The sequence below is a fragment of the Streptomyces sp. NPDC017979 genome (assembly GCF_044328175.1).
Classification (GTDB): domain Bacteria; phylum Actinomycetota; class Actinomycetes; order Streptomycetales; family Streptomycetaceae; genus Streptomyces.
The window spans coordinates 213,999-240,617 of record NZ_JBIRGU010000001.1 but is presented as its reverse complement, the minus strand read 5'-3'; the positions used below and the strand labels follow the sequence as shown (position 1 = coordinate 240,617).

Here is a 26,619-nt window from a genome sequence, read left to right as displayed (position 1 = left end):
GAACGTCATGACGGACATCATCAAGCTCACCGCGGCCGAGATCGCCGCGAAGATCGCCTCCGGCGAGCTCACCGCCGTCGAGGTCACCGAGGCCCACCTGGCCCGGATCGCCGCCGTCGACGAGAAGGTGCACGCCTTCCTGCACGTCGACCGGGAGGGCGCCCTCGCTCAGGCCCGCGCCGTGGACGCCAAGCGCGCCGCCGGCGAGAAGCTGGGCCCCCTCGCGGGCGTCCCGCTCGCGCTCAAGGACATCTTCACCACCGAGGGCGTCCCGACGACGGTCGGCTCCAAGATCCTCGAAGGCTGGATCCCGCCGTACGACGCCACCCTGACGCGCAAGCTGAAGGAAGCGGACGTCGTCATCCTCGGCAAGACGAACATGGACGAGTTCGCCATGGGTTCGTCGACCGAGAACAGCGCGTACGGCCCGACGGGCAACCCGTGGGACCTCACCCGGATCCCCGGTGGCTCCGGCGGCGGCTCCAGCGCCGCGCTCGCCGCGTACGAGGCTCCGTTGGCGATCGGCACGGACACCGGCGGTTCGATCCGCCAGCCCGCCTCCGTCACCGGCACGGTCGGCGTCAAGCCCACGTACGGCGGCGTCTCCCGCTACGGCATGGTCGCCTTCTCGTCCTCGCTGGACCAGGGCGGGCCGTGCGCCCGCACGGTCCTGGACGCAGCGCTGCTGCACGAGGTCATCGCGGGCCACGACCCGCTGGACTCGACCTCCATCGACGCCCCGGTGCCCCCGGTCGTCGAGGCCGCCCGCAACGGCAGCGTGGCGGGCATGCGGGTCGGCGTCGTCAAGCAGTTCCGCGGCGAGGGCTACCAGGCCGGCGTCGTCCAGCGCTTCGACGAGGCCGTCACGCTGCTGAAGGAGCTCGGCGCGGAGATCGTCGAGCTGGACTGCCCGTCCTTCGACCTCGCCCTGTCGGCGTACTACCTCATCGCACCGTCGGAGTGCTCCTCGAACCTCGCGCGCTTCGACGCCATGCGGTACGGGCTGCGGGTCGGCGACGACGGCACGAAGTCCGCCGAGGAGGTCACCGCGCTCACCCGCGAGGCCGGCTTCGGTGACGAGGTCAAGCGCCGGATCATGCTCGGCACCTACGCCCTGAGCTCCGGCTACTACGACGCGTACTACGGCAGCGCGCAGAAGGTCCGCACCCTGATCAAGCAGGACTTCGAGCGGGCCTTCGAGCAGGTCGACGTGATCGTCTCGCCGTCGACGCCGACGACCGCGTTCCCGATCGGGGAGCGGGCCGACGACCCGATGGCGATGTACCTCGCCGACGTGTGCACCATCCCGACCAACCTGGCGGGCAACGCGGCGATGTCGCTGCCCTGCGGCCTCGCGCCCGAGGACGGCCTCCCGGTCGGCCTGCAGATCATCGCCCCCGCCATGAAGGACGACCGGCTGTACAAGGTCGGCGCCGCCGTCGAGGCCGCGTTCGTGGAAAAGTGGGGTCACCCACTCCTGGAGGAGGCACCGTCGCTGTGAACGCACTGAGCAAGGCCAAGGGCTTCAAGAAGTCCAAGGCGGGCACCTACCTGTCCATCGGCACGACGGCGTTCGGCGCGGTCGGCGTCGCCAAGCAGGTACAGAAGGCCCGCAGCGAGCACGACGCGCTGCGGCTGGTGGACGCCGTGATCACCGGGGCCGCCATCGTCACCGGCATCGCCCTGCTGGTGCGCGAGCTCAAGCGCATCGGCGACGACGACGTCCTGCTGGGCTGAGAGGGAAAGTTTCTACTGTGACCGTCACTGAACTGGTGTCGTACGAGGCGGCGCTCGCCGAGTACGACCCCGTCATGGGCCTTGAGGTCCATGTCGAACTCGGTACGAAGACCAAGATGTTCTGCGGCTGCTCCACGGAGCTGGGCGCGGAGCCCAACGCGCAGACCTGCCCGACCTGTCTGGGGCTGCCCGGCTCGCTGCCGGTCGTCAACGCGATCGGCATCGAGTCCGCGATCAAGATCGGTCTCGCGCTGAACTGCGAGATCGCCGAGTGGTGCCGCTTCGCCCGGAAGAACTACTTCTATCCGGACATGCCGAAGAACTTCCAGACCTCCCAGTACGACGAGCCGATCGCCTTCAACGGCTACCTCGACGTGCAGTTGGAGGACGGCGAGGTCTTCCGCGTGGAGATCGAGCGCGCCCACATGGAGGAGGACACCGGCAAGTCGACGCACGTCGGCGGCGCCACCGGCCGCATCCACGGCGCGTCCCACTCCCTGCTGGACTACAACCGCGCCGGCATCCCGCTCATCGAGATCGTCACCAAGCCGATCGTCGGAGCGGGCGAGCGCGCGCCCGAGGTCGCGCGGGCGTACGTCGCGGAGCTGCGGGAGCTGATCCGGGCGCTCGGAGTCTCCGAAGCGCGCATGGAGATGGGCCAGATGCGGTGCGACGTGAACCTGTCGCTGATGCCCAAGGGCACGTCGACGTTCGGCACCCGCTCCGAGACCAAGAACGTCAACTCGCTGCGCTCGGTCGAGCGGGCGGCGACGTACGAGATCCAGCGGCACGCCGCGGTGCTGGAGTCGGGCGGGACGATCGTCCAGGAGACCCGGCACTTCCACGAGGACGACGGCTCCACGACGTCCGGCCGGGTGAAGGAGGAGGCCGAGGACTACCGGTACTTCCCGGAGCCCGACCTCGTCCCGGTCGCCCCCGCCCGCGCGTGGGTCGAGGAGCTGCGGGCCACCCTGCCCGAGCTGCCGCGGGTGCGCCGCAACCGGCTCCGTGAGGAGTGGGGGGTCTCCGCGCACGACATGCAGTCGATCCTGAACGCGGGCGCGGTCGACCTGATCGTCGCCACGACGGACGCGGGCGCGCCGGCCGACCAGGCGCGCAAGTGGTGGATGGGCGAGCTGGCCCGCAACGCCAACGAGTCCGGTCGCGGGCTCGACGAGCTGCCGATCACGCCGGTGCAGGTGGCCCGGGTCGCCGAGCTGGTCGCCGCGGGCGACCTGAACGACAAGCTGGCCCGCCAGGTGATCGAGGGCGTGCTCGCGGGCGAGGGCGACCCGGACGCCGTCGTCGACAAGCGCGGCCTGAAGGTCGTGTCCGACGAGGGCGCGCTCGGGGCGGCCGTGGACGAGGCCATCGCACAGAACGCGGCGGTCGCGGACAAGATCCGCGGCGGCAAGGTGGCGGCGGCCGGTGCGCTCGTGGGAGCGGTCATGAAGGCCACCCGCGGCCAGGCGGACGCGGCGCGCGTCAAGGAGCTGATCCTGGAGAAGCTGGGCGTCACCGAAGGCTGACGCTCGGGATGATGCGCAACAGGGGCGGCCTCCACCATCGGGTGGGGGCCGCCCTTCGCGTCGCGGGTGACCCGACGGGCATCGGCGGCCCGTACGGCTTAATGGCGTATGCCCAGGCCGGGGAGGAACAGTTCGCCGCGGTCCTTGCAACTGACGTCGCGCGCGCGGAGTTCCTTCGGGGCGCTGGTGCCGCGGGCGCGGAGTTCGGCCAGGGTGAGGCGGGCCGCCTCTGAAGCGTCGGGGCGCTCGGGGGCCGGGAACTCCGCCTGCCACCAACCGCGGTCGCGGGACTGCCAGCCGCGGGAGCGCATCAGGGCGGACCGCTCCGGGGTGTCCTCGCCGTCCCGGTCGTCGACGGAGACGTGCAGGCCGTCCTCCAGCGCGTACGACACCTGGAGGCGTCGGCCGCGATCGGCGCTGCTGGTCAGCGTGAAGCCGGCCCAGTCGCACCCGACCTGGACCGGGAGCTGCTCGACCCAGGACGTCAGCATCAGCTCCAGGGCGGATTCGAAGTGCTCCAGGCAGGAGGCCATCCGCCCGGGGGAGCGCTCGGCGGGCTGCTCGCCCGGACCGCTGCGGTCCAACTGCCAGACGTACGGCAGCAGGTCGAACTCGTGCGGCTCGGTCGCCGACCAAGGGCCGCTCCAGGCGAACGAACGGTGCTCGGCGGCCTCCAGGGACTCCGTGTGGTGGGCGGAGAGCAGGGCCCAGTGGCCGGCGCAGTGGAGCAGGACGGTCCGCTCGGCGCTGCGCCAGCGGACGTTGGGGCCGTAGGCCGAGCCGCCGTAGAGCGTGGGCTCGCCGATGCGGGCCAGGATCGTGCCGTACACCTCGGCGAAGGACTCGCGCCGCTCGCGCAGCGAGGCGCCGGGGGCGAACGCGTGCACGGGGACCGGCTCGCGGCCGAGGAACCGGCCGGGGGAGTCGTGCAGCACCCGGGCCAACTCGGCCGCGGCGTACGGATCCAGGATCGGCTGGCTGGTCCCCATCGTCTCCATGAACCCATCGTGCCAGTCGTGACCGACAACGGTCCCGGGGTTAATCGCGGTGTGCCCTGACGGGTGGTCGATCGGTCGTGTCCTGCCCGGTCGGCGGGCGTGCAGAGTGAATTGACGGTACGTCAGACCTGCGGCATATGCGGTTGCCGGGCACCGTCGGCTGGTCCGTACGGACATTCGCATGGATCATTCGCACAGCGCCCGGACTCGAACGTGCATCTGAACCCAGACTCGACCCCGAACCCCGAACCCCGAACCCTGCACCCCGAACCCTGCACCCGTTCCGGATACCCGTTCCCGAACCTCGGTCCCCGATCCCCGATCCCCGATCCCCGGTCTCGATCCCGAACCCGAACCCGATCCGAACCAGCGGCACCCTGCCACCACGCCTGTTCACCGTGCCGTTCTGCGCGGGACGCCGCGGGGTCATCCGCCCCGCATAGCGTCGCCGCTGCGGCACCGGACCATGGAGGAGATCACGTGTCCACGGATCACACGGACACCCCGAACACCACGGGTAGCACGCGGCACCAAGCACCACTCGACGAAGACTCACGCGTCGAAGGTTCGCGCGTCGAAGGCTCACGCGACGTCTCGCGCCGTCGGCTCCTCACCCTCTCCGGGGTCGTCGGCGCCTCCGCCGTCGCGGCGTCCACCGCGGGGTCGTTCCTGCCGCCCTCCCTGCGCTCGGCGCTGGCCGCCGAGCCCCCGGCGGACCGCGGCGGTCTCGACCAGGTGCGGCACGTCGTGGTGCTGATGCAGGAGAACCGTTCCTTCGACCACTACTTCGGCACCCTCCGCGGGGTGCGGGGCTTCAGCGACCGCAACGCCGTGACGCTCCCCACCGGCGCCCCCGTCTTCGAGCAGCCCGCCCCCGGCGGCGGCGCCGTGCTGCCCTTCCCCGTGCGCGAGGCGGCCGCTGCCCAGCAGAAGGACCTCCAGTACGTGGGCGCCCTCGACCACTCCTTCAGCGGCGGCGCCACGGCGTGGGGCGGCGGGTGGATGAACGGCTGGGTCACCGCGAAGTCCGCCGCGACCATGGCGTACTACGACCGGCGCGACCTGCCCCTGCACTACGAGTTGGCGGACACCTTCACCGTCTGCGACGCGTACCACTCCTCCATCCACAGCTCCACCAGCCCCAACCGCAACCACCTGTGGAGCGGCTGGACCGGCTTCGAGGCCAGCGGCGCGCGGGCCGTCGGCAACGACGCGTACGCCGAGGGCACCCACCCCGGCTACGGCTGGACCACCTACGCCGAGCGCCTGGAGCGGGCGGGGCGGAGTTGGAAGACGTACACGGAGTGGGAGAACTTCACCGACAACCAGGTCGAGTTCTTCACCACCTTCAAGGAGGTCGCCCGCGCCGCCCTCGACCGGACCGGCGGCCACACCTACATGGAGTCCTTCTACGCCGCCGTGCGCGACGCCCGCGACGAGGCGGAGCGGGCCCGGCTGCTGGCCCTGCTGGAGGAGGGCGTCGCCGGCCTCGACGCGGAGCGGCGCAGCCTCTTCGAGCGCGGGCTGCGCAGGGTGCCGACGGGGACGCTGGCCGAGGAGTTCGCCCGGGACGTGGCGGACGGCACCCTGCCGGAGGTCTCGTACCTGGTGCCGTCCGCCGTCGACTCCGAGCACCCGAGCGTCTCCTCGCCCGCCCACAGCGCCTCGATCGTCTACCAGGTGCTCGACGCGCTCGGCCGCCACCCCGAGGTGTGGCGGCGCACCGTGCTGCTGATCACCTACGACGAGAACGACGGCTTCTTCGACCACGTGCCGCCGCCCGTCGCACCGCCCGAGGTCGCGGCGGAGTGGTGGCAGGGCCGGCCCACCGGGCTCGGCGTCCGGGTGCCGATGCTCGTCGTCTCGCCCTGGTCCGTCGGCGGTTACGTCTGCTCCGAGGTCTTCGACCACACCTCCGTGGTCCGCTTCCTGGAGCGCTGGACCGGGGTGCGGGAGCCGAACATCGGCGCCTGGCGGCGCACCGTCGCCGGCGATCTGACGTCCGCGTTCGACTTCCGCCGCGCCCGGCCGGGTCCCGAAGTCGAGCCGCCGGGCGCCGTGCCGCCCCTCGGCGAGCGGTGGCGGCCGAAGCCGCCGCAGGTGCAGCGGATGCCGCGGCAGGAGCCGGGGCGCCGGCCGGCCCGTCCGCTGCCGTACCAGCCGGACGCGCACGGCCGGGTCGCGGGCGACGCCTTCGAGTTGACCGTGACCAACGCCGGGCGGTCGAGCGCCCACCTCGCGCTCTATCCGTACGCGGGGGAGTTCGCCGGGCCCCAGCACCGGGACGTGCAGGGCACGGCGCAGTGGAACGTGCCGCTCGCCGGCGTCGCCGGGGGCGCCTACCGGTTCACCGTCACCGGGCCCAACGGCTTCCGCCGGGAGTTCGCCGGCAGCGCGGGGCGCCGCCGCGGACCCGAGGTGGCCACCGCCGTCGACCACCACGACCGCGATCTGCACCTCGTCCTGCGCAACACCGGCGCCACCTCGGTCACCTTCACCGTCCGCCCGCTGGCGTACGTGGACGACGCCGACCTCGCTGACTGGACGCGCACCATCAGGGTGAAGCCGGGGCGCAGCCGCACCGTCGTGCACTCCGCGGCCGACGCCCACGGCTGGTACGACCTGGAGGTCACCGCGGACCGGGATCCGGCGTTCCGTCGCAGGTTGACGGGGCACATCGAGAACGGGCGGCCCAGCGTCTCCGGATGAGCCGGCGCGCACGGGCCGCTGCTGCCCGCAGCACACCGACTGTGACTAAGCCCACGAAAGAGCCCCAAAGGGACAAACGATCACGATTGGCTGCGAGAGTGTCAGCGCAGGGGCCAAGAGTTCATTGAGTTCTTTTCGGGCTGTTCCCGATCAAGATCCACGAACCACCAGGGAGCACGTCCGTTGGCAGCCATCGCCCGGTGGTGCGTCAAGCACCGACTCGCCACCGTCCTCATCTGGTTGTTCGCCTGTGCGGGCGTCGTCACCGCGGCGGGCGCGATCGGCTCCGCCTACTCCAGCGACTACGAAGTCCCCGGCACCGAGTCCGGTCGCGCCACCGCGCTGATCGAGGAGGGCTTCCGCGGCCAGGGCGGCGAGGGCGACACCGTCGTGTGGCACGTGGAGCGCGGCACCGTCCGCGCGCCCGACGTGCAGCAGCGGATGTCCACGATGCTCGACGACGTCGCCGAACTGCCCTCGGTGGCCGCCGTGAGCAGCCCGTACGCGACCGACGGCGCGAGCCGGATCAGCCCCGACGGGCGCACGGCCTACGCCACCGTCAGCTACGACGAGCCGCCGGACTCCGTGCCGACGTCCCACGTCGACGCCGTGACGAAGACCGCGAAGGCGGCGCAGACGGACGGCGTCCAGGTCGAGCTGGGCGGCCCGACCGTCGGCCTCTCCGAGTCCTCCCCGGGCCACCTCGCCGAAGCCGTGGGCGTGGCCGTCGCCGCCGTCGTCCTCTTCCTGGCCTTCGGCTCCCTCGCCGCCAGCCTGCTCCCGATAGCCACCGCGGTCGTCTCCGTCGGCACGGCGTACGCCGGCATCGTCCTGCTCGGCCACCTGATGACCGTCGCCGACTTCGCGCCCATGCTCGGCATGCTGATCGGTCTCGGCGTCGGGATCGACTACGCCCTGTTCATCGTCACCCGGCACCGCAAGGGGCTGCGCGCGGGCCTCACCGTGCCCCGTGCCGCGCAGAACGCAGTGGCGACCACCGGCCGGGCCGTCGTCTTCGCCGGCGCCACCGTGTGCATCGCGCTGCTCGGGATGTTGATACTGCGCCTCAGCTTCCTCAACGGCGTCGCGATCGCCGCCTGCCTCACGGTGGTGCTCACCGTGGCCGCGTCCGTGACGCTGCTGCCGGCGCTGCTGTCGTACATCGGGGACCGCGCGCTCAGCGGGCGCGAGCGGCGCCGGCTGCGCGACGCGGGACCCCAGCCGGAGGTGCCGACCGGTTTCGCGGCCCGCTGGTCCGCCTTCGTGGAACGCCGTCCGAAGCTGTTGGGGGCCGTCGCCGTGGTGGTGATGGCGGTGCTCGCGCTGCCCGCGCTCTCCCTCCACCTCGGCAGCTCCGACCAGGGCAACAACCCGGCGTCCAGCACCACCCGCAAGGCGTACGACCTGCTGGCGCACGGCGGCCCGGGGCAGCCCGAGGGCTCGGGCGGCGGCTTCGGCCCCGGCGTGAACGGTCCGCTCACCCTGGTCGCCCGGCTCGACGGGGCCGCCCAGCAGGTGGCCATGGACCGGCTGCCGCAGGAGCTGCGCGGCGCGGACGGCGTCGCTTCGGTCGGTCCGGTCACGTACAACGGCAGCGGGGACACGGCGGTGCTCACGGTCGTCCCCGACTCGGCGCCGCAGGCCGAGGCCACCAGCGAACTGGTCGACCGGCTGCGCGGCGAGCTGTTGCCGAAGGCCGCCGCGGGCACCTCGCTGAAGGTCCACGTCGGCGGGGTGACGGCCGGGTACGACGACTTCGCGGCGGTGATCGTGGGGAAGCTGCCGCTCTTCGTGGGTTCCGTGATCGCCTTCGGTTGTCTGCTGCTGTTGCTCGCCTTCCGCTCCATCGGCATCCCGCTGAAGGCGGCGGCGATGAACGTGGCCGCCGTCGCCTCGTCCTTCGGCGTCGTCGTCGCCATCTTCCAGTGGGGGTGGGGCAGCGAGCTGCTCGGACTGGGCAGGGCGGGCCCGATCGAACCGTTCCTGCCGGTCATCATGGTCTCCGTGCTCTTCGGACTCTCCATGGACTACCAGGTCTTCCTCGTCAGTCGGATGTACGAGGAGTGGTTGGAGACCGGGGACAACCGGCGGGCGGTGCGGGTGGGCCTCGCCGAGACCAGCCGTGTGATCAACTCGGCGGCCGTCATCATGATCTCGGTCTTCCTGGCCTTCGTCCTCAGCGGCGACCGGGTGATCGCCATGTTCGGCATCGCGCTCGCCGCGGCCGTCGCCCTCGACGCCTTCGTGCTCCGCACGCTGCTCGTCCCGGCCCTCATGCACATGCTCGGCGGGGCGAACTGGTGGCTGCCGCGCTGGCTGGACCGGCGGCTGCCGCGGATCAGCATCGAACGGCCCGAGTGCCGGGCACATGCGAAGATCCCGGAGCAGCACCACGAGCGGAGCACGGTCGGGCGGCGCTGACCGGGCGCGCACCACGGCACGGGCGAGTACGAGAACGTACACGAAGAACGAAGACGAGAACGGCGGCGGCGATGTTTGCGATACCCCTGAAGGCGCGGGACGGCGAGACGGCGGAACTGCGGCCCCTGGAGCCGTGGCGCGCGGCCGAGTTCCTCGCCCACATGGACCGCGGCCGGGACTTCGTCGGACGGTTCATCTCCTTCGCCGACCGGGCCGCGGACCTCCCGTCCGCCCGCGCCCTGCTCCAGTCGTACGCCGACCGGCAGGCCGCCGACGGCGCCAGGATCTACGGCATCTGGCTGGACGGCACCCTGGTCGGCGGGGTCCTCTTCGTCTCCCTCGACGCCGTCGGCGGGAGCTGCGAGGTGGGCTGCTGGCTGGAGCCCGCCGCGGTCGGCCGCGGGCTGGTCACCCAGTCCGTCACGGTCCTCGTCGACTGGGCGGTGCAGGTGCGCGGGGTGCACCGGGTCGAGTGGGTCGTCGCATCGGGGAACACCGCCAGCGTGAACGTCGCCCAGCGGCTGGGGATGCGCCGGGACGGGGTCCTGCGGGAGTCGTACGAGCACCGCGGCGTACGGCACGACATGGAGGTCTGGTCGGTGCTGGCGCCCGAGTGGCACGAGCTGCGCGCCGCCGCGGAGGCCGCCGGCTGACGACGGCCGGGGCGCTGGGAAAAACCCGCTGGTCGCCCCGGTTCCCGGCTGCTCCAATGGGCGGATGGACCAGACAGAACTGCTCGCCCTGTTCGACGTGCACCTGCGCCGCGACCTCGTCGCCGACGACCCCGACACCCGCTTCGAGCGGGTCGGCGACGTCGTACGGGCGACCGCGCCCGACTGGAACGGCGTCCTGTGGTCCGACCTCGACGACGCCACCGCGGACGCCGCGATCGCCGCCGAGACGGCGTACTTCGCGGCGGCCGGGCGGGACTTCGAGTGGAAGCTGTACTCCCACGACCGGCCCGCCGACCTCGGGGACCGGCTGCTCGCGGCGGGCTTCGTGCCCGAGCCCGAGGAGGCCCTGATGGTCGCCGAGATCGCCGAACTGCCCACGGAAGCGCCCCTACCGGAGGGCGTGCGGATCGACGACGTCACCGACGCGGCGGGCGTACGGCTGATGACCCGGGTCAACGAGCTGGCGTTCGGGCGGGACCACGCCGAGATGGAGCAACAGCTCCTGCGGCAGCTCGGCAGCGACACCACGGTGATGGCCGTGGCGATGGCCGGCGACGTGCCGGTGTGCTCGGCCCGGATGGACCTGCACCCCGGCACCGGGTTCGCCAGCCTGTGGGGCGGCGGCACGCACCCCGAGTGGCGCGGCCGGGGCATCTACCGGGCGCTGGTCGCCCACCGCGCCGAGATCGCCGCGGCGCGCGGCTACCGTCACCTCCAGGTGGACGCCAGCGACCAGAGCCGGCCGATCCTGGAACGGCTCGGGTTCCGGGTGCTCAGCACCACCACGCCGTACGTGTGGACGCCCGCGGGGACCGCGTCCGCCGGCTGATCACCCCGGCCCGGGCTCACTCCCGAGGCGCAGCACCGGCGCAGGGCTCCCGCACCGCCGCGGACTCCTGGCCGTTCGGGACGGTCGTCGTGGCCCGGACGTTCGCAGCCGCGGCCGGCACGGGCGGGGTGGTCGACGGCGTCCGGCCGCCGCCGAGCAGTCCCACGGCGAGCGCCGCGGCCGCGAGAACCGCAGCGCTCCACAGCAGCGCCGTGACTCCCGACGCCTCCACCACGACGCCGCCGAGGAAGGCGCCGAGGGCGATGGCCGCGGTGAAGACGCCCACGTAGATCCCGGTCACCTGCTCGACGCGGTCGGGCGCCGACCGCGCCATCCAGATCTGACCGGCCACCGAGAGCCCGCCGTACGTCAGGCCCCACAGCGCCACGGCGATGCCGGTGGGTCCTGCCCACCGGCTGACGAGCGCGAGCAGGACGATCGACGCGCCGATGCCGGCCGTCAGGACGAGCACGGTGCCGCGGGCGCGGCGGGCCGCCAGGGCGCCGGCCGTGAAGTTGCCGAACAGCCCGAAGAACCCGTACACGAGCAGGACGACGGCGATGGTGCTCGGCGTCAGCCCGGTGCGCTCCTCAAGGACGGGCCGTACGTAGGTGTACGCCGCGAAGTGCGCGGTGACCAGGACCAGGAACAGGGCCAGCCCGACCCGCACCGGGCGGACGCGCAGCGGGGACGCCGCGTCCGCGCCGTCAGCGGTGGCGGTCGGCGCCGCCGGGCGAGGCAGTCGGGGCAGCGCGAACAGCAGGCCGGCGGCGAGCGCCACCGCGCAGCCCGCGAGCGCGCCGAAGACCGTCCGCCACCCGAAGGAGCTGCTGACCAGCGTGCCCAGCGGCACGCCGACGACCGACGCCGCCGCGACTCCGCTGACCGAGACGGACACGGCCAGCGCGGCATTGCGCGGTGATACGAGCCGGGGCGCGATCGCGGACGAGAGGCCCCACACGACTCCCATCCCGATGCCGAGGATCACCCGGGCGGCCATGAGCAGGCCGAAGTCGTCCGCCACCGCGGTCAGGGCGTTGCCCACGGCCAGCACCACCATCGCCGCGGCGAGCGCCACGCGTCGATCGAGCGAGCCCAGCAGCCGCGACACGAAGGGGGCGGTCACGGCGGTCACCAGGCCGGTGACGGTCAGGCTCGCTCCGGCCGCACCCCGGCTGATCTCCAGGTCGTCGGCCATCGGCGTCAGCACGCCGATCGGCAGCATCTCCGAGGTGACGACGACGAACGTGCTGAGCGAGAGCACGGCGACCGCCGCCCATTGCCACGGTGTGGTGCGCGCCGGACCAGAGCCGGTGTTGGTGTCGGGGAGTGGTGCGGGGGATTCCATGCGTTCCAACCAAGCAGCGCCCCCGAGCGGGAACAACGCCGAACTTCTCAGGGTTCGATGAGCTGGAGTAATCAATCGGCGCAGCGCTGGGAGACCGCGGATGAACCAGGTCCACGTGCAGGAGCTGGAGTGCCTCTTCGCCCTGTCCGAAGAGCTGCACTTCGGCCGTACCGCCGCCCGCCTGGGCGTCTCCCAGAGCCGGGTGAGCCAACTGATCGGCTCCCTCGAACGCCGGGTCGGGGTCCGGCTGGTCGACCGCACCAGCCGCCGGGTGGCGCTCAGCCGGTTCGGCGCCCAGTTCGTCGACGAGGTGCGCCCGGCCTACGACGCGCTGGACACCGCGCTCACCGGCGCCCGGGAGCGGGCGCGCAGGGGCACCTTGTGCCGGTTGCGGATCGGCTTCCACGGCAGCGTGTACGAAGAGGTCACCGAGGCGTTCCGGCGGCTGCGCGCCGATGAGGACGTGACGATGGAGCTGAGCGAGATCCCCTGGGGCTCGCCCTTCACCGCCGTGCTCGGCGGCCGGCTGGACGCCGTCGTGGTCGAACTGCCCGTCCACGAGCCCGCCCTGACCACCGGATTCCGCTTCCCGCCGCAGGACCGGCTGCTGGCCGTCGCCGACTCCCACCCGCTGGCCGCGGAGGGCCGCGTCGACGTGGAGGACCTCGGGGGACTCGACCTGCTGCGGCCCGTCGGGGACGCCCCCGACTACTGGATGACGGCCCAGGTGCCGCACGCCACCCCCGCCGGCACCCCCATCGGCTCCAGCACCGGCATCGCCACCGTCCACGAGGGCCTGGCGCGCGTCGCCACCGGCGAACACGGCATGCTCATCTGCCGCCCGCTGAGCGAACGCACCACCCGCAGCGACGTCCGCTACCTCACGGTCGACGGGCTCGACGAGCCGTCCCAACTCGGCCTGGTCTGGCGCACCGACCGCACGAACCGCCAACTCACCGCGCTCGCCGGCCACCTACGCGAACAGTTCACCCGCCCCCGAGGCACCGCGTAGGCCGCGCCCGCGAGGTCCCGCTCATGTTCCTGCACCCCTGGACGTAGCCGCCGATTCCCTGCGGTGCGTCGGTCTCCACCAGCCACAGGGCGGCCGCATACGCCATGACCGCACACGCATCACGGCGCCACCGCGCCTGCCAAGGCAGCGGCCTAGGGCAACGGCGCGGGGCTTCTAAGGCACCCGGTGGCCCTCCTCAGGCCGCTTGGGACGCCCCGCCCCGACCGCCGCCCGGGCCTAAGGACCCCGTCCGCGCGAGGATGCGGCACCCTTCCGATGCGCCGGACCCGACTGGGAACCGAGAGTGGTGGCACGGCGGAAAGCCGACCCACCACCGACCCGAGGAGCGGGACATGTTCGCCTTCACGACCCACGCCCACCACCGGGAGGCCGCCCGGGCGCACCACGAGGAACTCGTCCGCCGGGCCGAGGCGTACCGACTGGCGCGCCGGGCACGCCTCGACCGCCGCGTCGAACAACCCGGCGCCGAACCGGAGGAGGGCGGGGTGAGTCCCGCGCAGCGCTACGCCCCCGCCGCGTGAACGCGGCCGGCGTCGCGGCCCCCGCGCACCCGTGGGAGCCCGGCGCCACCGAAGGCCCGCCCCCGACGAAGACCGTCGGGGGCGCTCCGCTGTCAGACGCCTGTGCGATGCTCGGCAGCGTGGAGACAAGATCCGTCAGTCCGGTGTTCGTCGGGCGCGCGGGCGAGCTGTCGGCGCTCACCGACGCGCTCACCCGCGCCGCCGGCGACGGCCCCGAGAGCTGCGGGGAGCCGCAGGCGCTCCTCGTCGGCGGCGAGGCCGGCGTCGGCAAGACCCGGCTGATCGAGGAGCTGTGGGCGGAGGCCCGACGGCGTGACGCCGTCGTCGCCGTCGGCGGCTGCGTCGAGATCGGCGCCGACGGACTGCCCTTCGCCCCCTTCTCGACCGCCCTGCGCGCCCTGCGCCGGCTGATGCCCGACGAGATGGCGGCCGCGGCCGCCGGCCACGAGCAGGAGTTGGCCCGGCTCCTGCCCGAGCTGGGGGAGTACCCGAGGGGCGGGCGCAGCGGCGACGACGACGGCGAGCTGGCCCGCCTCTTCGAGCTGACCGCCCGCCTGCTGGAGCGCGTCGCCGCCGAGCGGACCGTCGTCCTCGTGCTGGAGGACCTGCACTGGGCCGACGCCTCCACCCGCCATCTGATCACCTACCTCACTCGCACCCTGCGCCGCGGCCGGCTCGTCTTCATCGCCACGTACCGCTCCGACGACGTCCACCGCCGCCATCCGCTGCGCCCCTTCCTCGCCGAACTGGACCGCACCCGCACCGTCCAGCGCATCGAGCTGGCCCGGTTCACCCGCGGCGAGGTGCAACGCCAACTCGTCGGCATCCTCGCCGCCGAGCCCGCCCCCGACCTGGTCGACAACATCTTCGACCGCTCCGACGGCAACGCCTTCTTCGTGGAGGAGCTGGCCCGCAGCATCGTCGCCGACGACCCCTGCGGCCTGCCCGACTCGCTGCGCGACATCCTGCTCGTACGGGTCGAAGCGCTGCCCGAGTCCGCCCAGCGGGCCGCCCGCGTCCTCGCCGAAGGCGGCTCCACCGTGGAGTACGGCCTCCTGCTCGCCGTCACCGGCCTCGCCGAGGACGACCTCATCGAAGCCCTGCGCGCCGGCGTCGAGGCGAACATCCTCCAGCCCTCCGCCGACGGCGACGGCTACCGCTTCCGCCACTCGCTGGCCCGCGAGGCCGTCAGCGACGACCTGCTGCCCCCCGAGCGCTCCCGGCTCAACCGCAGGTACGCCCAGGCGCTGGAGGCCGACCCCGCGCTGGTGCGGAACGACGAGCGGGCCATGCGGCTCGCCAGCTACTGGTACCACGCGCACGACCCGGCGAAGGCGCTGCCGGCCGTGCTCGGCGCCTCCGTCGAAGCCCGCCGTCGCCGCGCCTACTCGGAGCAACTGCGGCTGCTGGAGCGGGCCATGGAGCTGTGGGACGGCGCGCCCGCCGACGTCCGCGCGGAGCTGCGCCCCCTGGACTACGCGGAGGCGTATCCCCCGCACGGCTGCGACCCCGAGACCCCCTTGCGCTTCCTCGACCTGATGGCGGAGGCCACCACCGCCGGTCGCCTCAGCCGGGAGCGGGAGCGCGCCCTCCAGATCGCCAAGCGCGGCCAGCGGCTGGCCTCCGCCGAGCAGGACCCGCTCAGCGCGGCATGGTTCGCCGTCCAGCGCTCCCGGCTGGTCTCCGTGCTCGGCCGCGGCGACGGCTGGGCCGAACTCGCCGAGGCCAAGGAAGCGGTGCGCGGCCTGCCGCCGTCGCCGGTGCACGCCCAGGTCCTCGCCGAGGCCGCCGCCTGGTACCGCATCCACACCCCCGGCCCCGAGAGCCTCGCCATCGCCGAACGGGCCGTGGAGTACGCCCGGATGGTCGGCGACGAGAACACCGAACTCGCCGCCCGGCTCTCCCTGGGCGGCCTCCTCGTGGACGCGGGCCACGTCGACGAGGGACTCGCCGAGATGTACGCCGTCAAGGACCGCTCCCTGGCGCTCAACATCCCCACCCTGATCTCCAACAGCCATGTGAACCTGCCGCACGCCCTGGAGGGCGTCGGCCGCTCCCAGGAGTCCGTCGACGTCCTGCTGACGGGGCTGGAGGTCGCCGCCAGCCACGAACTGGTCGGCACCGAGGCGTGGGTCCTCGGCAATCTGGCCGACTCGTACTTCGCCCTCGGCCGCTGGGACGACGTCAAGGAGGTGGCGGAGCGGTCCCTGACCGTCGCCCAGAGCCCCAAGCCGCGCGCCTGGGCCGCCACCGGGCTCGCCCTGCTGGACCTGGGCCGCGGCGACACCGCGTCGGCCGCCCGACGGCTGCGCGAGGCCCGCGAGCACTTCGGCACGAAGGACCCCACCCCGCAGAGCACCGTCAGCCTCGACATGATCGAGGTCGCAATCGCCGCGGCGGAGGGTCGGGTGGCGGACGCCCGCGCCGAGTTCGCCCGGGTGACCGCCGACGGCTTCCCGCCCGGCACGCAGCGGTACGCCTGGCCGCTGCTGCGCGTCGCCGCGACCTTGGAGGGCGACGCACGGGGGCTGCCCGCCGCCGAAGAGGGCCGCGCCGAAGCCCTGGACCGGATCGCCGCACTGGTCCGCACCCTGCCCGCCGCCGTCCCCATGTGGGTGGCGTACGAGCGTTGGGTGCGCGTCGAGCTGCGCCGGGCCCGGGGCGAGGACCGACCGGAGGACTGGGCCGAGGCCGGCGAGGCGTTCGAGCGGGTGGCCCACCCCTACGGGCTGGCGCTGGTGCGGCACCGCTGGGCGGAGTCCCTGCTGTCGACGGACCGCGCGCGGGCCGCGGAGCTGCTGCGGGGGGCCCAGGACACCGCCGTACGCCTCGGTGCCCGGCCGCTCGTCCAGGACAACGCGCTGCTCGCCCAGCGCGCCCGCATCCCGCTGGAGCCGCAGTCGCCCGCGACGCCCGACGGAGCCGGCGCCTGCGCCGGAGTCGACCCCTCCCCGGGCTCCGCCTTCGGGCTCACCCCGCGCGAGGGGGACGTCCTACGGCTGGTGGCCGCGGGCCGCAGCAACCGCCAGATCGCCGAGGCGCTGTACATATCCCCGAAGACCGCGAGCGTCCATGTGTCCAACATCCTGGCCAAGCTGAACGTCTCGGGCCGGGGCGAGGCCGCGGCGGTGGCGCACCGGCTCCGGCTCTTCCCCCTGGAGGAGACCGGCGTCTGACGCCACCGGCCGTGGAAACCCGCCCGAAGGCCGGCCGCTCCGCCCGGTCGGCCCCCGCCTCCCCCGTAGGAGCAGGATGCCGTGCCGGATCAGTCCCTCTCGGTGGCAGCCGGCGGGGCGTCCTCGCCGCAGCGGCGGACGACGACCTTGCCGGACGTGAGGTCGATCGGGCCGCGCGCGGGATCCGCGTCCCCCACGTCCTCCCGGGTCAGGGCGAGCCGGTTGTGCTCTTCGTCCGTGTGCTTCCGGCCCGGTGCGAAGATCTGCTCGAAGACGTTGAACATCGGTGGGGCACTCCTTACTTCACCTCCAGGCGGAGGATCCGGTCGTCCCCGGCCTCGGGCGAGCCCCTGCCGTCGGTCTCGTTGGTGATCAACAGGACTTCGGGGCCGCTCGTCGCGACGACGGTGCGCAGTCGGCCGTACTCCGACTTCAGGAACGACTGGGGGGCGGCGGAGGGTTCCCCGCCGGCGAGCGGGATGCGCCACAGCCGCTCGCCCCGCAGTCCGGCCATCCAGATGGAGCCCTGGGCGTAGGCGATGCCGCTCGGGGACGCCTCCTCCGTCTTCCACTGGGCCACCGGGTCGACGAAGCCGTCCTTGCCGCCCTTGCCCTCGACGTCGGGCCAGCCGTAGTTCTCGCCGGGGCGGATCAGATTGAGCTCGTCCCAGGTGTTCTGGCCGAACTCGCTGGCCCACAGCCGCTTGTCGGAGTCCCAGGCGAGCCCCTGGACGTTGCGGTGTCCCAGCGAGTAGACGAGGGAGTCGGGGCGGGGGTTGTCCGGCGCGGGGCGCCCGTCCGCGGTCATCCGAAGGATCTTCCCGCCGAGCGACTCCGGGTCCTGCGACAGGCCCGTCTGCCCCACCTCGCCGGTGCCCGCGTACAGCATCTTGTCCGGCCCGAAGGCGATCCGGCCGCCGTTGTGGACGACGCCCTTGGGGATGTCCCGCAGGATCGTGTCGGGGGCGCCCAACTGCTTCCCCGCGGGGCGTTGTTCGTCGTAACGCAGCCGGGCGATGCGGTTGTCGGACTCCGTCGTGAAGTACGCGTAGACCTGGCGGTCGGCGGCGAAGTCGGGGGAGACGGCGAGGCCCAGCAGCCCGCCCTCGCCGTTCGCGGCGACGCCCGGGACCGAGCCGATCTGCGTCTGCTCGCCGCTCTCCCCGTCGACCCGGGTGATCGTGGCCTCGTCGCGCGAGGCGACCAGCACGTCCCCGTCGGGCAGGGCGACCGCGCCCCACGGGGACTTCAGCCCCTCGGTCACCGTCCCCGCCACCTTCACGGAGCCCTGCGCCGGTGGGCCCGTCGGCGACGGGGAGCCCGATGCGGCGCCGGCCGGACCGGAGGCGGAGGTGGAACCGCGGCCGCTCGGCGTCCCGTCGCCGTCGGACGAGCACGCGGTGGCCAGCAGCAGCACGGCGGTGGCCACAACGGCCGTCGTTCCAGGACGTCGCACGATCGCGATCCCTTCGTCGGATGGGCGGATGACTACCCTTCTTACACCGCCCGGGCCCGAACGGTTCCCGCCCGAGCGTTCCCGACCGCACGATCCCGGGGCGTCCCGCGCCGCCGCCGGGGCGCGCCGCTCAGTCCCAGGAACCCTGCGCCGCCGGCAGCGCCGCGATCTCCGCCTCGTCCCGCTCCGTGAGCCGCAGCCCCGCCGCCCCGGCGTTCTCCACCGCCCAGCCCTCGCGCTTGGCGCCCGGCACCGGCACCACGTGCCGCCCGCGCGCCAACACCCACGCGAGGGCGACCTGCGCCGGGGTGACGTCGGGGCCGTGCCGCCCGGCCACCCGCCGCAGCCCGGCGACCACCGGCTGGTTCGCCGCCATCATCTCCGCCGTGAAGCGGGGGTGCCGGGCCCGCGGGTCGTCCGGCTCGAAGCCCTGCCCCGGAGTCAGCGTCCCGGTGAGGAACCCGCTGCCCAGCGGCATCGCCGCCAGGAAGCCGACGCCCCTGGCCCCGCACCACGGCAGCAACTGCGCGAGGGCGTCCGGCGACCACACCGACAACTCCGCCTGCACCGCGGCCACCGGGAACACCTGCTGCACCCGCTCCAGCAGCCGGATCGTTTTGCCGTACGGCCCGGCGGGCGCGCCGGGGTGCGCCGCACCGCGCCGGGGCGCCCGGGCGTCGTCGGCCCCCGTCGCACAGACCCCGAGCGCCCGCACCTTCCCCGCCGTCACCAACTCCGCCATCGCGCCCCAGGTCTCCTCCACGGGGACCTCCGGGTCGGGCCGGTGCAGTTGGTACAGGTCGATCACGTCCGTCTGGAGCCGTCGCAGCGACGCGTCGCACGCCCGGCGCACGTACCCGGGCCGGCCGTTGGCGACGACGTGCTGATCGCCCACCAGGAGCCCGACCTTCGTCGCGACGAACGCGTCCGCCCGCCGCTCCTTCAGGACCCGGCCGAGCAGGAGCTCATTCTTGAACGGTCCGTACATGTCGGCGGTGTCCAGCAAGGTGCAGCCCGCGTCCAGGGCCGCGTGCACCGTGCGCAAGGAACGGTCCCCGCGCTGCTGCGAAGTGGCGTACGCCCAGCTCATCGGCATACAGCCCAGCCCCACCGCGCCCACCCGCAGCGCCGCCGCGCCGATCGTCCTGAGCTCCACCCGCCCGTACCCTCCGCTTCCTCGTCCGTCGCCGGACGCCCACCAAACTAACCAACCCCAAACGGTCTTCCACCTCCAACCCAGCAAGATCCACAAGACCCGGCCTACCGTGGTGATCATGACTTCCGACGTTTGGCTGCCCATACCGGCCGAGGAGATCGAGGGCCTGCCCCCGGTCGCCGACTCGGGCCTCACCTACCGGCACTGGAACGGCGGCGAGGACTTCCCCGCCGATCCGGCCGACTGCGTCTTCTACGCGGTCCCCTACATGTCGATGGCGTGGACCGCGACCCGTCCGCTGCCCGCGATGTCCTCCGTCAGGGTCGTGCAAACACTCTCCGCAGGGACCGACAACGTCGAACCGGGGCTCGGACACCTGCCTTCCGGCGTACGCCTCTGCAACGCCCGCGGCGTGCACGAGGCGTCCACGGCCGAACTGACCCTCGCGCTCGTCCTCGCCTCCCTCCGCGGCCTCCCCGGCTTCGTCCGGGGCCAGGACGCCGAGGAGTGGCGCGCCGGCTTCTACCCGGCGCTCGCCGACAAGTCGGTGCTGATCATCGGATACGGGGCGATCGGGGCCGCGATCGAGGACCGGCTCGCGCCCTTTGAGTGCGCGCGCGTGGAACGCGTCGCACGCTCCCCGCGCACCACCGCGCGCGGTGCGGTGCGCCCGTTCACCGATGTGCCCGCACTGCTCCCCGAAGCCGATGTGGTGATCTTGTCGGTGCCCTTGACCGCCACCACTAAGGGCCTGGTGGACGCGGAGTTCCTGGCAACGATGAAGGACGGCGCGCTCCTGGTGAACGTCGCCCGCGGCGCCGTCGTCGACACCGGAGCGCTGCTCGCGGAGGTGACGAGCGGACGCATCACCGCGGCGCTCGACGTCACCGATCCCGAGCCGCTGCCTGCCGGGCACCCCCTCTGGCACGTGCCCGGAGTGCTGATCAGCCCCCATGTCGGCGGGTCCACGTCGGCGTTCATGCCGCGCGCCAAGCGGCTGCTGGCCCGGCAGCTCAACCGCTTCGTTGCCGGCGAGCCGCTGGACAACGTCGTCCTCACCACCGGCCCCCCGGCGTAGCACCAGGAGATCGCGGGCAGGGTCGGACCGTACGGTTCGCGCCATCCGGACCCCCGGTCCGACCTCGTCACAGCCGGAAACGCTGCGAAGTCCTCCGATCACCCGGCGCGTCGGCGCGCTCGACCATGGTCACGGAGAGTAGAGGGGCTATGTCCCTGAGTGACCATCCTGGTGTAAAGTCCCGACTTGGGGGTTGCACCCAGCATGGGGCGGTGCGGTGGCGCAGCCTGACTGTCGATTGGATTCCGAGGGGGGCGACGGGCGATGCACGGCCAATGGACCAATGATCCAACGCGGCGGGGATGTCGTCGACGACACCCGGGGTCTCGGGGAGCGGGACGGTGAGCGCCCAGGAGGCGCTGGCGGCCGGCCGGGCGGTGTCCGGCGGCGGGCAGGGGCTCCTGGCCCCCCTCCTCCTCGCCTTCCTCTGCGTCGGTTACGCCGTCGGGGCCGCCGTCGGCTGGGGCTCCCGCGAACTCGCTCTGATCATGGGCGACTTCGGCCTCAGTGCCGCCGCCCTGATCGCCGCCGTCTCGTGCTTCTGTTACGCGCGCCGAGTCCCCGCGCGGCGCAGGCCCGCGTGGCTGCTGTTCGCGCTCTCCTCCCTCATGGCCTCCCTGGGCAACGGCGTCTGGGGGTGGTACGAAGTCGTGCTGGACCGACCGGTGCCCAGCCCCTCGACCGCGGACGTGTTCTTCCTCTGCTTCGCGCCGCCCGCCATCGTGGGCCTGCTCGTCCTCGCCAAGCGGCCGGTGACCCGGGCCGGTTGGGTCTGCCTCGCGCTGGACGCCTGGCTGATCGGCGGCTCCCTGCTGACCATCTCCTGGAGCCTCGCCCTCGCCCACACGGCGCACGTCCAGGGCGAGAGCGTGGCGCCGGCCGCGCTCTCCCTGGCGTATCCGATGCTGGACATCGTGCTGGTCAGCATGGTGCTGGCACTGCACCTGCGCCGCTCCGCCGGCAACCGCTCGGCGGTGCACACCGCGGTCGCCGCGCTCGCGCTCACGGTGGTGTCGGACGCGCTGTTCACCTCGCCGCTGCTGCGCGAGACCTACCGCTCCGGACAGCTCCTGGACGCCGGCTGGTTCGCCGGATCGCTCCTGCTGGCGTACGCGCCGTGGGGCGTGCCGCGGCCGACCGAGACCGTCAGACCGCCCCAGCCGCGCCCGCCCACCCGCCCGGTGGCCGGCTCCCTGGCCGCCCTCACTCCGTACCTGGCCGCCGCGGTCTGCACCCTGGGGATCCTGTACAACGTGGTCGAGGGGCGCCGGGTCGACCGGGTCGTGGTGATCACGGCGTGCACCGTCGTGCTCGCCCTGGTCGTACGTCAGGGGATCATGCTCCTCGACAACATCGCGCTCACCCACGAACTGGCCCAGAAGGAGAACCACTTCCGCTCCCTGGTCCAGGGCTCCAGCGACGTGATCATGATCGCCGCGCCCTCCGGAGTGCTGCGCTACGTCAGCCCCGCGGCCAACGGGGTCTACGGACGCGACGCGGAGGAGCTGATCGGCTCCGAGCTGGCCTGTCTGGTCCATCCGCAGGACCTCGGCCGGGTGGTCCACGAGGTGCGGCGGTTCCTGGCCGCGCCGGCCGCGGAGGAGCCCACCACCCGGATCGAGTGCCGCTTCCGCTCCGGCGCCGGCGAATGGCTCAACGTGGAGTCCACGGTCAACCGCCACCAGGGCGGGCTGCTCTTCAACAGCCGGGACGTCACCGAGCGGGTCAGGCTCCAAGCCCAGCTCCAGCACAGCGCCGAGCACGACCCGCTCACCGACCTTCCCAACCGGGCGCTGTTCACCGAGCGGGTCCGCAAGGCCCTGTCCGGCCGGCGCTCCGGCGACGCGGGCACCGCCGTGCTCTTCATCGACCTCGACGGCTTCAAGGGCGTCAACGACCGCCTCGGCCACCAGGCCGGCGACGAACTGCTCATCGCCGCATCGGGCCGGCTGGCCGAGTCCCTGCGCGCCGGGGACACCGCAGCCCGCCTCGGCGGCGACGAGTTCGCCGCCCTGATCGCCGGCGACGGCACCCGCGACCGGGTCACCCGCGAGGCGCAGGTCGTCGAGATCGCCGACCGGCTGCGGCTCACGCTCTCCCAGCCGTACCGCATCGACGGCCAGGACGTCAGGGTCGCCGCCTCCATCGGGGTGGCCTTCGCCGAGCCCGGCTGCGGCCCCTCGGACCTCATGCGCAACGCCGACCTCGCGATGTACCGGGCGAAGGCCGGCGGCAAGGACCGGGTCGAGCTCTACGTGCCGCAGATGCAGGCCGAAGTCGTCCGCCGGACCGAACTGGCCGCCCGGCTGCGCAGCGCCCTGCACGAGGGCGAGTTCGCGCTGCTGCACCAGCCCGTGGTGAACCTGGCCACCGGCCGGATCGACGCCGTCGCCGCCCAGGCCCGATGGCGCTCGGCCCAGGGCATCCTCTTCACGCCCGCCGAGTTCCTCCGGGTCTCCGACGACGTGGACCGCGCCGCCGAGCTGGGCCGCTGGCTGCTGGAGGAGTCCGTGGCGCAGGCCGCCGAGCGCGGCCGGCACGGCCACTGCGTCCCGGTGTCCGTACGGATCTCCGCGCGTCGACTGCTGGACCGGTCGCTGCCGCTCGGCAGCATCGAGGGCCTGCTCACCCGGCACGGCCTGCCCTCCGGCTCGCTGATCGTCGAGCTGTCCGACAACGACCCCCGGATCTACCACGACCCGCGGAACTCCTTCGACGACCTGGAACAGCGACTGGTGGCGCTGCGCCGCCTCGGAGTGCGGATCGCCCTGGACGGCTTCGGCAGCGGCTACGCGGCCATCAACGCGCTGCGCCGGCTCCCCGTGGACGTGCTGAAGCTGGACCGGGGGCTGGTCGACGGCATCGTCGAGTCCGCCCGACTGCACAAGATCACCAGCGGGCTGCTGCGGATCGCCAACGACCTGGGGATGCAGTCCGTGGCCGAAGGGGTGGACTCCCCGGAGCAGGTGCTCGCCCTGCGGGCCATGGGGTGCAGCCACGGCCAGGGGATGGCCTTCTCCGGCGCCCTCGACGAGTACCGGCTGCGCCGCGCCCTGGTCAGGGACGACTTCACGGTGCCCGGCGCGATGGCGCTGCCCGCCCTGATGGGCGGCGCGGCCGGCGGATCCTTCGGAATGGGACGCGGTTCGCACAAGCCGCGGCTCACATGATGAGACGTGCATCCCACTGGCTTGACAGTGATAGTGCGTCGGGGGGAGGGTCTTTGCCATGCGCACCCGAATTCTCGTACTTGGACAGCGCGTCGGCTGAGCGGGATCCCCACCAAGGACCCCGCGGACTCCTCCCGACGCGCTCCCCTCGCTTGCCCTACGGCACGAGGGGTTTTTTGTTGCATCGGCACCGGGCGGCGTACCGGCGCCAACCACCGCAAGACCGAGCAAAGCACCAGCAGGCCGGTGCGGCGCCCGCCCAGCACCCGAGCGACGAACCGACCAGACCGGCAGCAGCACCGCAGCACCCACCAGCAATCCCTCTGCTTCGAGAAGAGAATGCCGATGACCGAGCAGGCCACCGGGGCCCACCATCCCCAGCCGCGCGCCCGTGGCGGCGGGCAGCCGACCCCCGCAGTCGAGCACGTGACAGGTGCGCAGTCCCTCATCCGCTCTCTTGAGGAAGTGGGTGCCGACACCGTCTTCGGCATCCCCGGTGGCGCCATCCTCCCCGCGTACGACCCGATGATGGACTCCACCCGGGTCCGCCACGTCCTGGTCCGCCACGAGCAGGGCGCCGGGCACGCCGCCACCGGATACGCCCAGGCCACCGGCAAGGTCGGGGTCTGCATGGCCACCTCGGGCCCGGGCGCCACCAACCTGGTCACGCCGATCGCCGACGCCCACATGGACTCCGTCCCGCTGGTCGCGATCACCGGCCAGGTCGCGTCCCACGCGATCGGCACGGACGCCTTCCAGGAGGCGGACATCGTCGGCATCACCATGCCGGTCACCAAGCACAACTTCCTGGTCACCAAGGCCGAGGACATCCCGCGCACCATCGCCGAGGCGTTCCACATCGCCTCCACCGGCCGCCCCGGGCCCGTCCTCGTCGACATCGCCAAGGACGCCCTCCAGGCCAAGACCACCTTCAGTTGGCCGCCCTCCCAGGACCTGCCCGGCTACCGCCCGGTCACCAAGCCGCACGCCAAGCAGATCCGCGAGGCCGCCAAGCTGATCGTCCAGGCCAAGCGCCCGGTGCTGTACGTCGGCGGCGGCGTCCTGAAGGCCGGCGCCACCACCGAGCTGAAGGTCCTCGCCGAGCTGACCGGGGCCCCCGTCACCACCACCCTGATGGCGCTGGGCGCGTTCCCCGACAGCCACCCGCAGCACGTGGGCATGCCGGGCATGCACGGCTCGGTCACCGCCGTCACCGCGCTCCAGAAGGCCGACCTGCTCGTGGCGCTCGGCGCCCGCTTCGACGACCGCGTCACCGGCAAGCTGGAGAGCTTCGCCCCGTACGCCAAGGTCGTCCACGCCGACATCGACCCCGCCGAGATCGGCAAGAACCGGGCCGCGGACGTCCCGATCGTGGGCGACGCCCGCGAGGTCCTCGCCGACCTCGTCCAGGCGGTCCAGGCCGAGCACAGCGAGGGCCACATCGGTGAGGCCGCCCGGACGGGATACGCAGCCTGGTGGAAGGACCTCAACCGCTGGCGCGAGACCTACCCCCTCGGTTACGACCAGCCCGAGGACGGCAGCCTCTCGCCCCAGCAGGTCATCCAGCGCATCGGCGAACTGGCGCCCCCGGACACCATCTACGCGGCCGGCGTCGGTCAGCACCAGATGTGGGCGGCCCACTTCATCAACTACGAGCAGCCCGCCACCTGGCTGAACTCCGGCGGCGCCGGCACGATGGGCTACGCCGTCCCGGCCGCCATGGGAGCCAAGGCGGGCGCCCCCGACCGCACCGTCTGGGCCATCGACGGCGACGGCTGCTTCCAGATGACCAACCAGGAACTGACCACCTGCGCGCTCAACAACATCCCGATCAAGGTCGCCATCATCAACAACGGCGCGCTCGGGATGGTCCGCCAGTGGCAGACCCTCTTCTACAACCAGCGCTACTCCAACACCGTGCTGCACTCCGGCCCCGGAGCCACCGGCAAGGAGCCCAGCGCCGGCACCCGCGTCCCGGACTTCGTCAAGCTCTCCGAGGCCATGGGCTGCTACGCCCTGCGCTGCGAGTCCCCGGACGACCTGGACAAGGTCATCGCCGAGGCGAACGCGATCAACGACCGCCCCGTCGTGATCGACTTCATCGTCCACGAGGACGCCATGGTCTGGCCGATGGTCGCCGCCGGCACCTCGAACGACGAGGTCATGGCCGCCCGCGGGGTGCGCCCCGACTTCGGCGACAACGAAGACGACTGAGCGCGCAGAGAGAGACGGAAGACCCAAGTCATGTCAACCAAGCACACGCTCTCCGTCCTGGTGGAGAACACCCCGGGCATCCTGGCCCGGATCGCCGCCCTCTTCTCCCGCCGCGGCTTCAACATCGACTCGCTCGCCGTCGGCGTCACCGAGCACCCCGACATCTCCCGCATCACCATCGTGGTCAATGTCGAGGGACTGCCCCTGGAGCAGGTCACCAAGCAGCTCAACAAGCTGGTCAACGTCCTGAAGATCGTCGAACTGGAGCCCAGCGCTGCGATCCAGCGCGAGCTCGTGCTGGTCAAGGTCCGGGCGGACAACGAGACCCGGTCCCAGATCGTCGAGATCGTCCAGCTCTTCCGTGCCAAGACCGTCGACGTCTCGCCCGAGGCCGTCACGATCGAGGCGACCGGCTCCAGCGACAAGCTGGAGGCGATGCTCCGGATGCTGGAGCCGTTCGGCATCAAGGAACTGGTCCAGTCCGGCACGATCGCCATAGGGCGTGGCGCCCGGTCCATCACCGACCGGTCCCTGCGCGCCCTGGACCGCACGGCCTGAGGCCGCACCGCC

Annotated in this window: 19 protein-coding genes; 14 read left to right on the top strand and 5 right to left on the bottom strand. The window is 72.7% G+C overall.

Translation table 11 applies throughout. From position 1 onward, the window contains the following. Positions 1-7: 7 nt before the first annotated feature. Genes gatA through gatB form a run of 3 tightly spaced genes read left to right on the top strand, consistent with a single transcriptional unit; the run spans position 8 to position 3,266 of the window. Positions 8-1,501: an Asp-tRNA(Asn)/Glu-tRNA(Gln) amidotransferase subunit GatA gene (gatA, locus tag ACH4E8_RS01050; RefSeq protein ID WP_398443081.1), complete on the top strand. Its 1,494-nt coding sequence runs from the start codon at positions 8-10 to the stop codon at positions 1,499-1,501. Continuing rightward, a complete protein-coding gene (locus ACH4E8_RS01045) occupies positions 1,498-1,737 on the top strand; it encodes a hypothetical protein (RefSeq protein WP_398443079.1) in 240 nt (79 codons plus the stop codon). Before gatA ends, ACH4E8_RS01045 begins: the two co-directional genes overlap by 4 nt. Positions 1,738-1,754: 17 nt before the next feature. Then, entirely contained in the window at positions 1,755-3,266 is a 1,512-nt protein-coding gene (gene gatB / locus ACH4E8_RS01040) for an Asp-tRNA(Asn)/Glu-tRNA(Gln) amidotransferase subunit GatB (protein ID WP_398443078.1), read from the top strand. 98 nt (positions 3,267-3,364) lie between these two features. On the opposite strand, the gene ACH4E8_RS01035 is transcribed toward gatB, so the two are convergent. Beyond that, positions 3,365-4,264 (bottom strand): hypothetical protein, encoded by a 900-nt coding sequence (locus ACH4E8_RS01035; protein WP_398443076.1) that lies wholly within the window; start codon positions 4,262-4,264, stop codon positions 3,365-3,367. Between the two features lie 480 nt (positions 4,265-4,744). Here ACH4E8_RS01035 and ACH4E8_RS01030 point away from each other — a divergent pair, with 480 nt between their 5' ends. The 4 genes from ACH4E8_RS01030 (at position 4,745) to ACH4E8_RS01015 (ending at position 10,897) form a co-directional block, all read left to right on the top strand. Beyond that, positions 4,745-6,973 (top strand): phosphocholine-specific phospholipase C, encoded by a 2,229-nt coding sequence (locus tag ACH4E8_RS01030; protein ID WP_398443074.1) that lies wholly within the window; start codon positions 4,745-4,747, stop codon positions 6,971-6,973. Between the two features lie 183 nt (positions 6,974-7,156). Then, positions 7,157-9,394, top strand: a complete 2,238-nt coding sequence (locus ACH4E8_RS01025; protein ID WP_398443072.1) for an MMPL family transporter — start codon at positions 7,157-7,159, stop codon at positions 9,392-9,394. 71 nt (positions 9,395-9,465) lie between these two features. Continuing rightward, entirely contained in the window at positions 9,466-10,047 is a 582-nt protein-coding gene (locus tag ACH4E8_RS01020) for a GNAT family N-acetyltransferase (protein ID WP_398443070.1), read from the top strand. Positions 10,048-10,111: 64 nt separating this feature from the next. After that, a complete protein-coding gene (locus ACH4E8_RS01015; protein ID WP_398443067.1) occupies positions 10,112-10,897 on the top strand; it encodes a GNAT family N-acetyltransferase in 786 nt (261 codons plus the stop codon). A gap of 16 nt (positions 10,898-10,913) precedes the next feature. On the opposite strand, the gene ACH4E8_RS01010 is transcribed toward ACH4E8_RS01015, so the two are convergent. Continuing rightward, positions 10,914-12,245 (bottom strand): MFS transporter, encoded by a 1,332-nt coding sequence (locus tag ACH4E8_RS01010; protein WP_398443065.1) that lies wholly within the window; start codon positions 12,243-12,245, stop codon positions 10,914-10,916. A gap of 100 nt (positions 12,246-12,345) precedes the next feature. Between ACH4E8_RS01010 and ACH4E8_RS01005 the strand changes: the two genes are divergently transcribed. From ACH4E8_RS01005 to ACH4E8_RS00995, 3 genes are all read left to right on the top strand, one after another. Then, positions 12,346-13,257, top strand: a complete 912-nt coding sequence (locus ACH4E8_RS01005) for a LysR family transcriptional regulator (protein WP_398443063.1) — start codon at positions 12,346-12,348, stop codon at positions 13,255-13,257. Positions 13,258-13,610: 353 nt separating this feature from the next. Then, on the top strand, positions 13,611-13,799 hold the full coding sequence (locus ACH4E8_RS01000) for a hypothetical protein (RefSeq protein ID WP_398443061.1): 189 nt from the start codon (positions 13,611-13,613) through the stop codon (positions 13,797-13,799). A gap of 107 nt (positions 13,800-13,906) precedes the next feature. Next, entirely contained in the window at positions 13,907-16,975 is a 3,069-nt protein-coding gene (locus ACH4E8_RS00995) for an AAA family ATPase (RefSeq protein ID WP_398444670.1), read from the top strand. Positions 16,976-17,064: 89 nt separating this feature from the next. Here ACH4E8_RS00995 and ACH4E8_RS00990 read toward each other — a convergent pair whose 3' ends face one another. From ACH4E8_RS00990 to ACH4E8_RS00980, 3 genes are all read right to left on the bottom strand, one after another. Further along, the gene (locus ACH4E8_RS00990; RefSeq protein ID WP_398443059.1) at positions 17,065-17,259 is read right to left on the bottom strand and encodes a DUF6191 domain-containing protein; all 195 of its coding nucleotides are present in this window, start codon (positions 17,257-17,259) and stop codon (positions 17,065-17,067) included. 14 nt (positions 17,260-17,273) lie between these two features. Continuing rightward, positions 17,274-18,431 carry a PQQ-dependent sugar dehydrogenase gene (locus tag ACH4E8_RS00985; protein ID WP_398443058.1) on the bottom strand — a complete coding sequence of 386 codons (1,158 nt, stop codon included), beginning with the start codon at positions 18,429-18,431 and terminating at the stop codon, positions 17,274-17,276. Positions 18,432-18,561: 130 nt separating this feature from the next. Next, positions 18,562-19,587, bottom strand: coding sequence for an aldo/keto reductase (locus ACH4E8_RS00980; RefSeq protein WP_398443056.1), 1,026 nt, complete (start codon positions 19,585-19,587; stop codon positions 18,562-18,564). 118 nt (positions 19,588-19,705) lie between these two features. On the opposite strand from ACH4E8_RS00980, the gene ACH4E8_RS00975 reads away from it, so the two are divergent. The 4 genes from ACH4E8_RS00975 (at position 19,706) to ilvN (ending at position 26,607) form a co-directional block, all read left to right on the top strand. Continuing rightward, positions 19,706-20,665, top strand: a complete 960-nt coding sequence (locus tag ACH4E8_RS00975; protein ID WP_398443054.1) for a 2-hydroxyacid dehydrogenase — start codon at positions 19,706-19,708, stop codon at positions 20,663-20,665. A 341-nt stretch (positions 20,666-21,006) separates the two neighbouring features. Next, positions 21,007-23,835: a putative bifunctional diguanylate cyclase/phosphodiesterase gene (locus ACH4E8_RS00970; RefSeq protein WP_398443052.1), complete on the top strand. Its 2,829-nt coding sequence runs from the start codon at positions 21,007-21,009 to the stop codon at positions 23,833-23,835. Positions 23,836-24,174: 339 nt separating this feature from the next. Next, positions 24,175-26,049, top strand: coding sequence for an acetolactate synthase large subunit (locus ACH4E8_RS00965; protein WP_398443050.1), 1,875 nt, complete (start codon positions 24,175-24,177; stop codon positions 26,047-26,049). 30 nt (positions 26,050-26,079) lie between these two features. Continuing rightward, positions 26,080-26,607 carry an acetolactate synthase small subunit gene (ilvN, locus tag ACH4E8_RS00960; RefSeq protein ID WP_361536977.1) on the top strand — a complete coding sequence of 176 codons (528 nt, stop codon included), beginning with the start codon at positions 26,080-26,082 and terminating at the stop codon, positions 26,605-26,607. The last annotated feature ends 12 nt before the right edge of the window (positions 26,608-26,619 follow it).

What these genes read in the sequence shown, in the direction of transcription:
- gatA (WP_398443081.1), top strand. Translation starts at nt 8, where the DNA reads ATGACGGACATCATCAAGCTCACCGCGGCCGAGATCGCCGCGAAGATC.
- ACH4E8_RS01035 (WP_398443076.1), bottom strand. Translation starts at nt 4,264, where the DNA reads ATGGAGACGATGGGGACCAGCCAGCCGATCCTGGATCCGTACGCCGCG.
- ACH4E8_RS01020 (WP_398443070.1), top strand. Translation starts at nt 9,466, where the DNA reads ATGTTTGCGATACCCCTGAAGGCGCGGGACGGCGAGACGGCGGAACTG.
- ACH4E8_RS01015 (WP_398443067.1), top strand. Translation starts at nt 10,112, where the DNA reads ATGGACCAGACAGAACTGCTCGCCCTGTTCGACGTGCACCTGCGCCGC.
- ACH4E8_RS01010 (WP_398443065.1), bottom strand. Translation starts at nt 12,245, where the DNA reads ATGGAATCCCCCGCACCACTCCCCGACACCAACACCGGCTCTGGTCCG.
- ACH4E8_RS01005 (WP_398443063.1), top strand. Translation starts at nt 12,346, where the DNA reads ATGAACCAGGTCCACGTGCAGGAGCTGGAGTGCCTCTTCGCCCTGTCC.
- ACH4E8_RS01000 (WP_398443061.1), top strand. Translation starts at nt 13,611, where the DNA reads ATGTTCGCCTTCACGACCCACGCCCACCACCGGGAGGCCGCCCGGGCG.
- ACH4E8_RS00995 (WP_398444670.1), top strand. Translation starts at nt 13,907, where the DNA reads ATGCTCGGCAGCGTGGAGACAAGATCCGTCAGTCCGGTGTTCGTCGGG.
- ACH4E8_RS00990 (WP_398443059.1), bottom strand. Translation starts at nt 17,259, where the DNA reads ATGTTCAACGTCTTCGAGCAGATCTTCGCACCGGGCCGGAAGCACACG.
- ACH4E8_RS00975 (WP_398443054.1), top strand. Translation starts at nt 19,706, where the DNA reads ATGACTTCCGACGTTTGGCTGCCCATACCGGCCGAGGAGATCGAGGGC.
- ACH4E8_RS00965 (WP_398443050.1), top strand. Translation starts at nt 24,175, where the DNA reads ATGCCGATGACCGAGCAGGCCACCGGGGCCCACCATCCCCAGCCGCGC.
- ilvN (WP_361536977.1), top strand. Translation starts at nt 26,080, where the DNA reads ATGTCAACCAAGCACACGCTCTCCGTCCTGGTGGAGAACACCCCGGGC.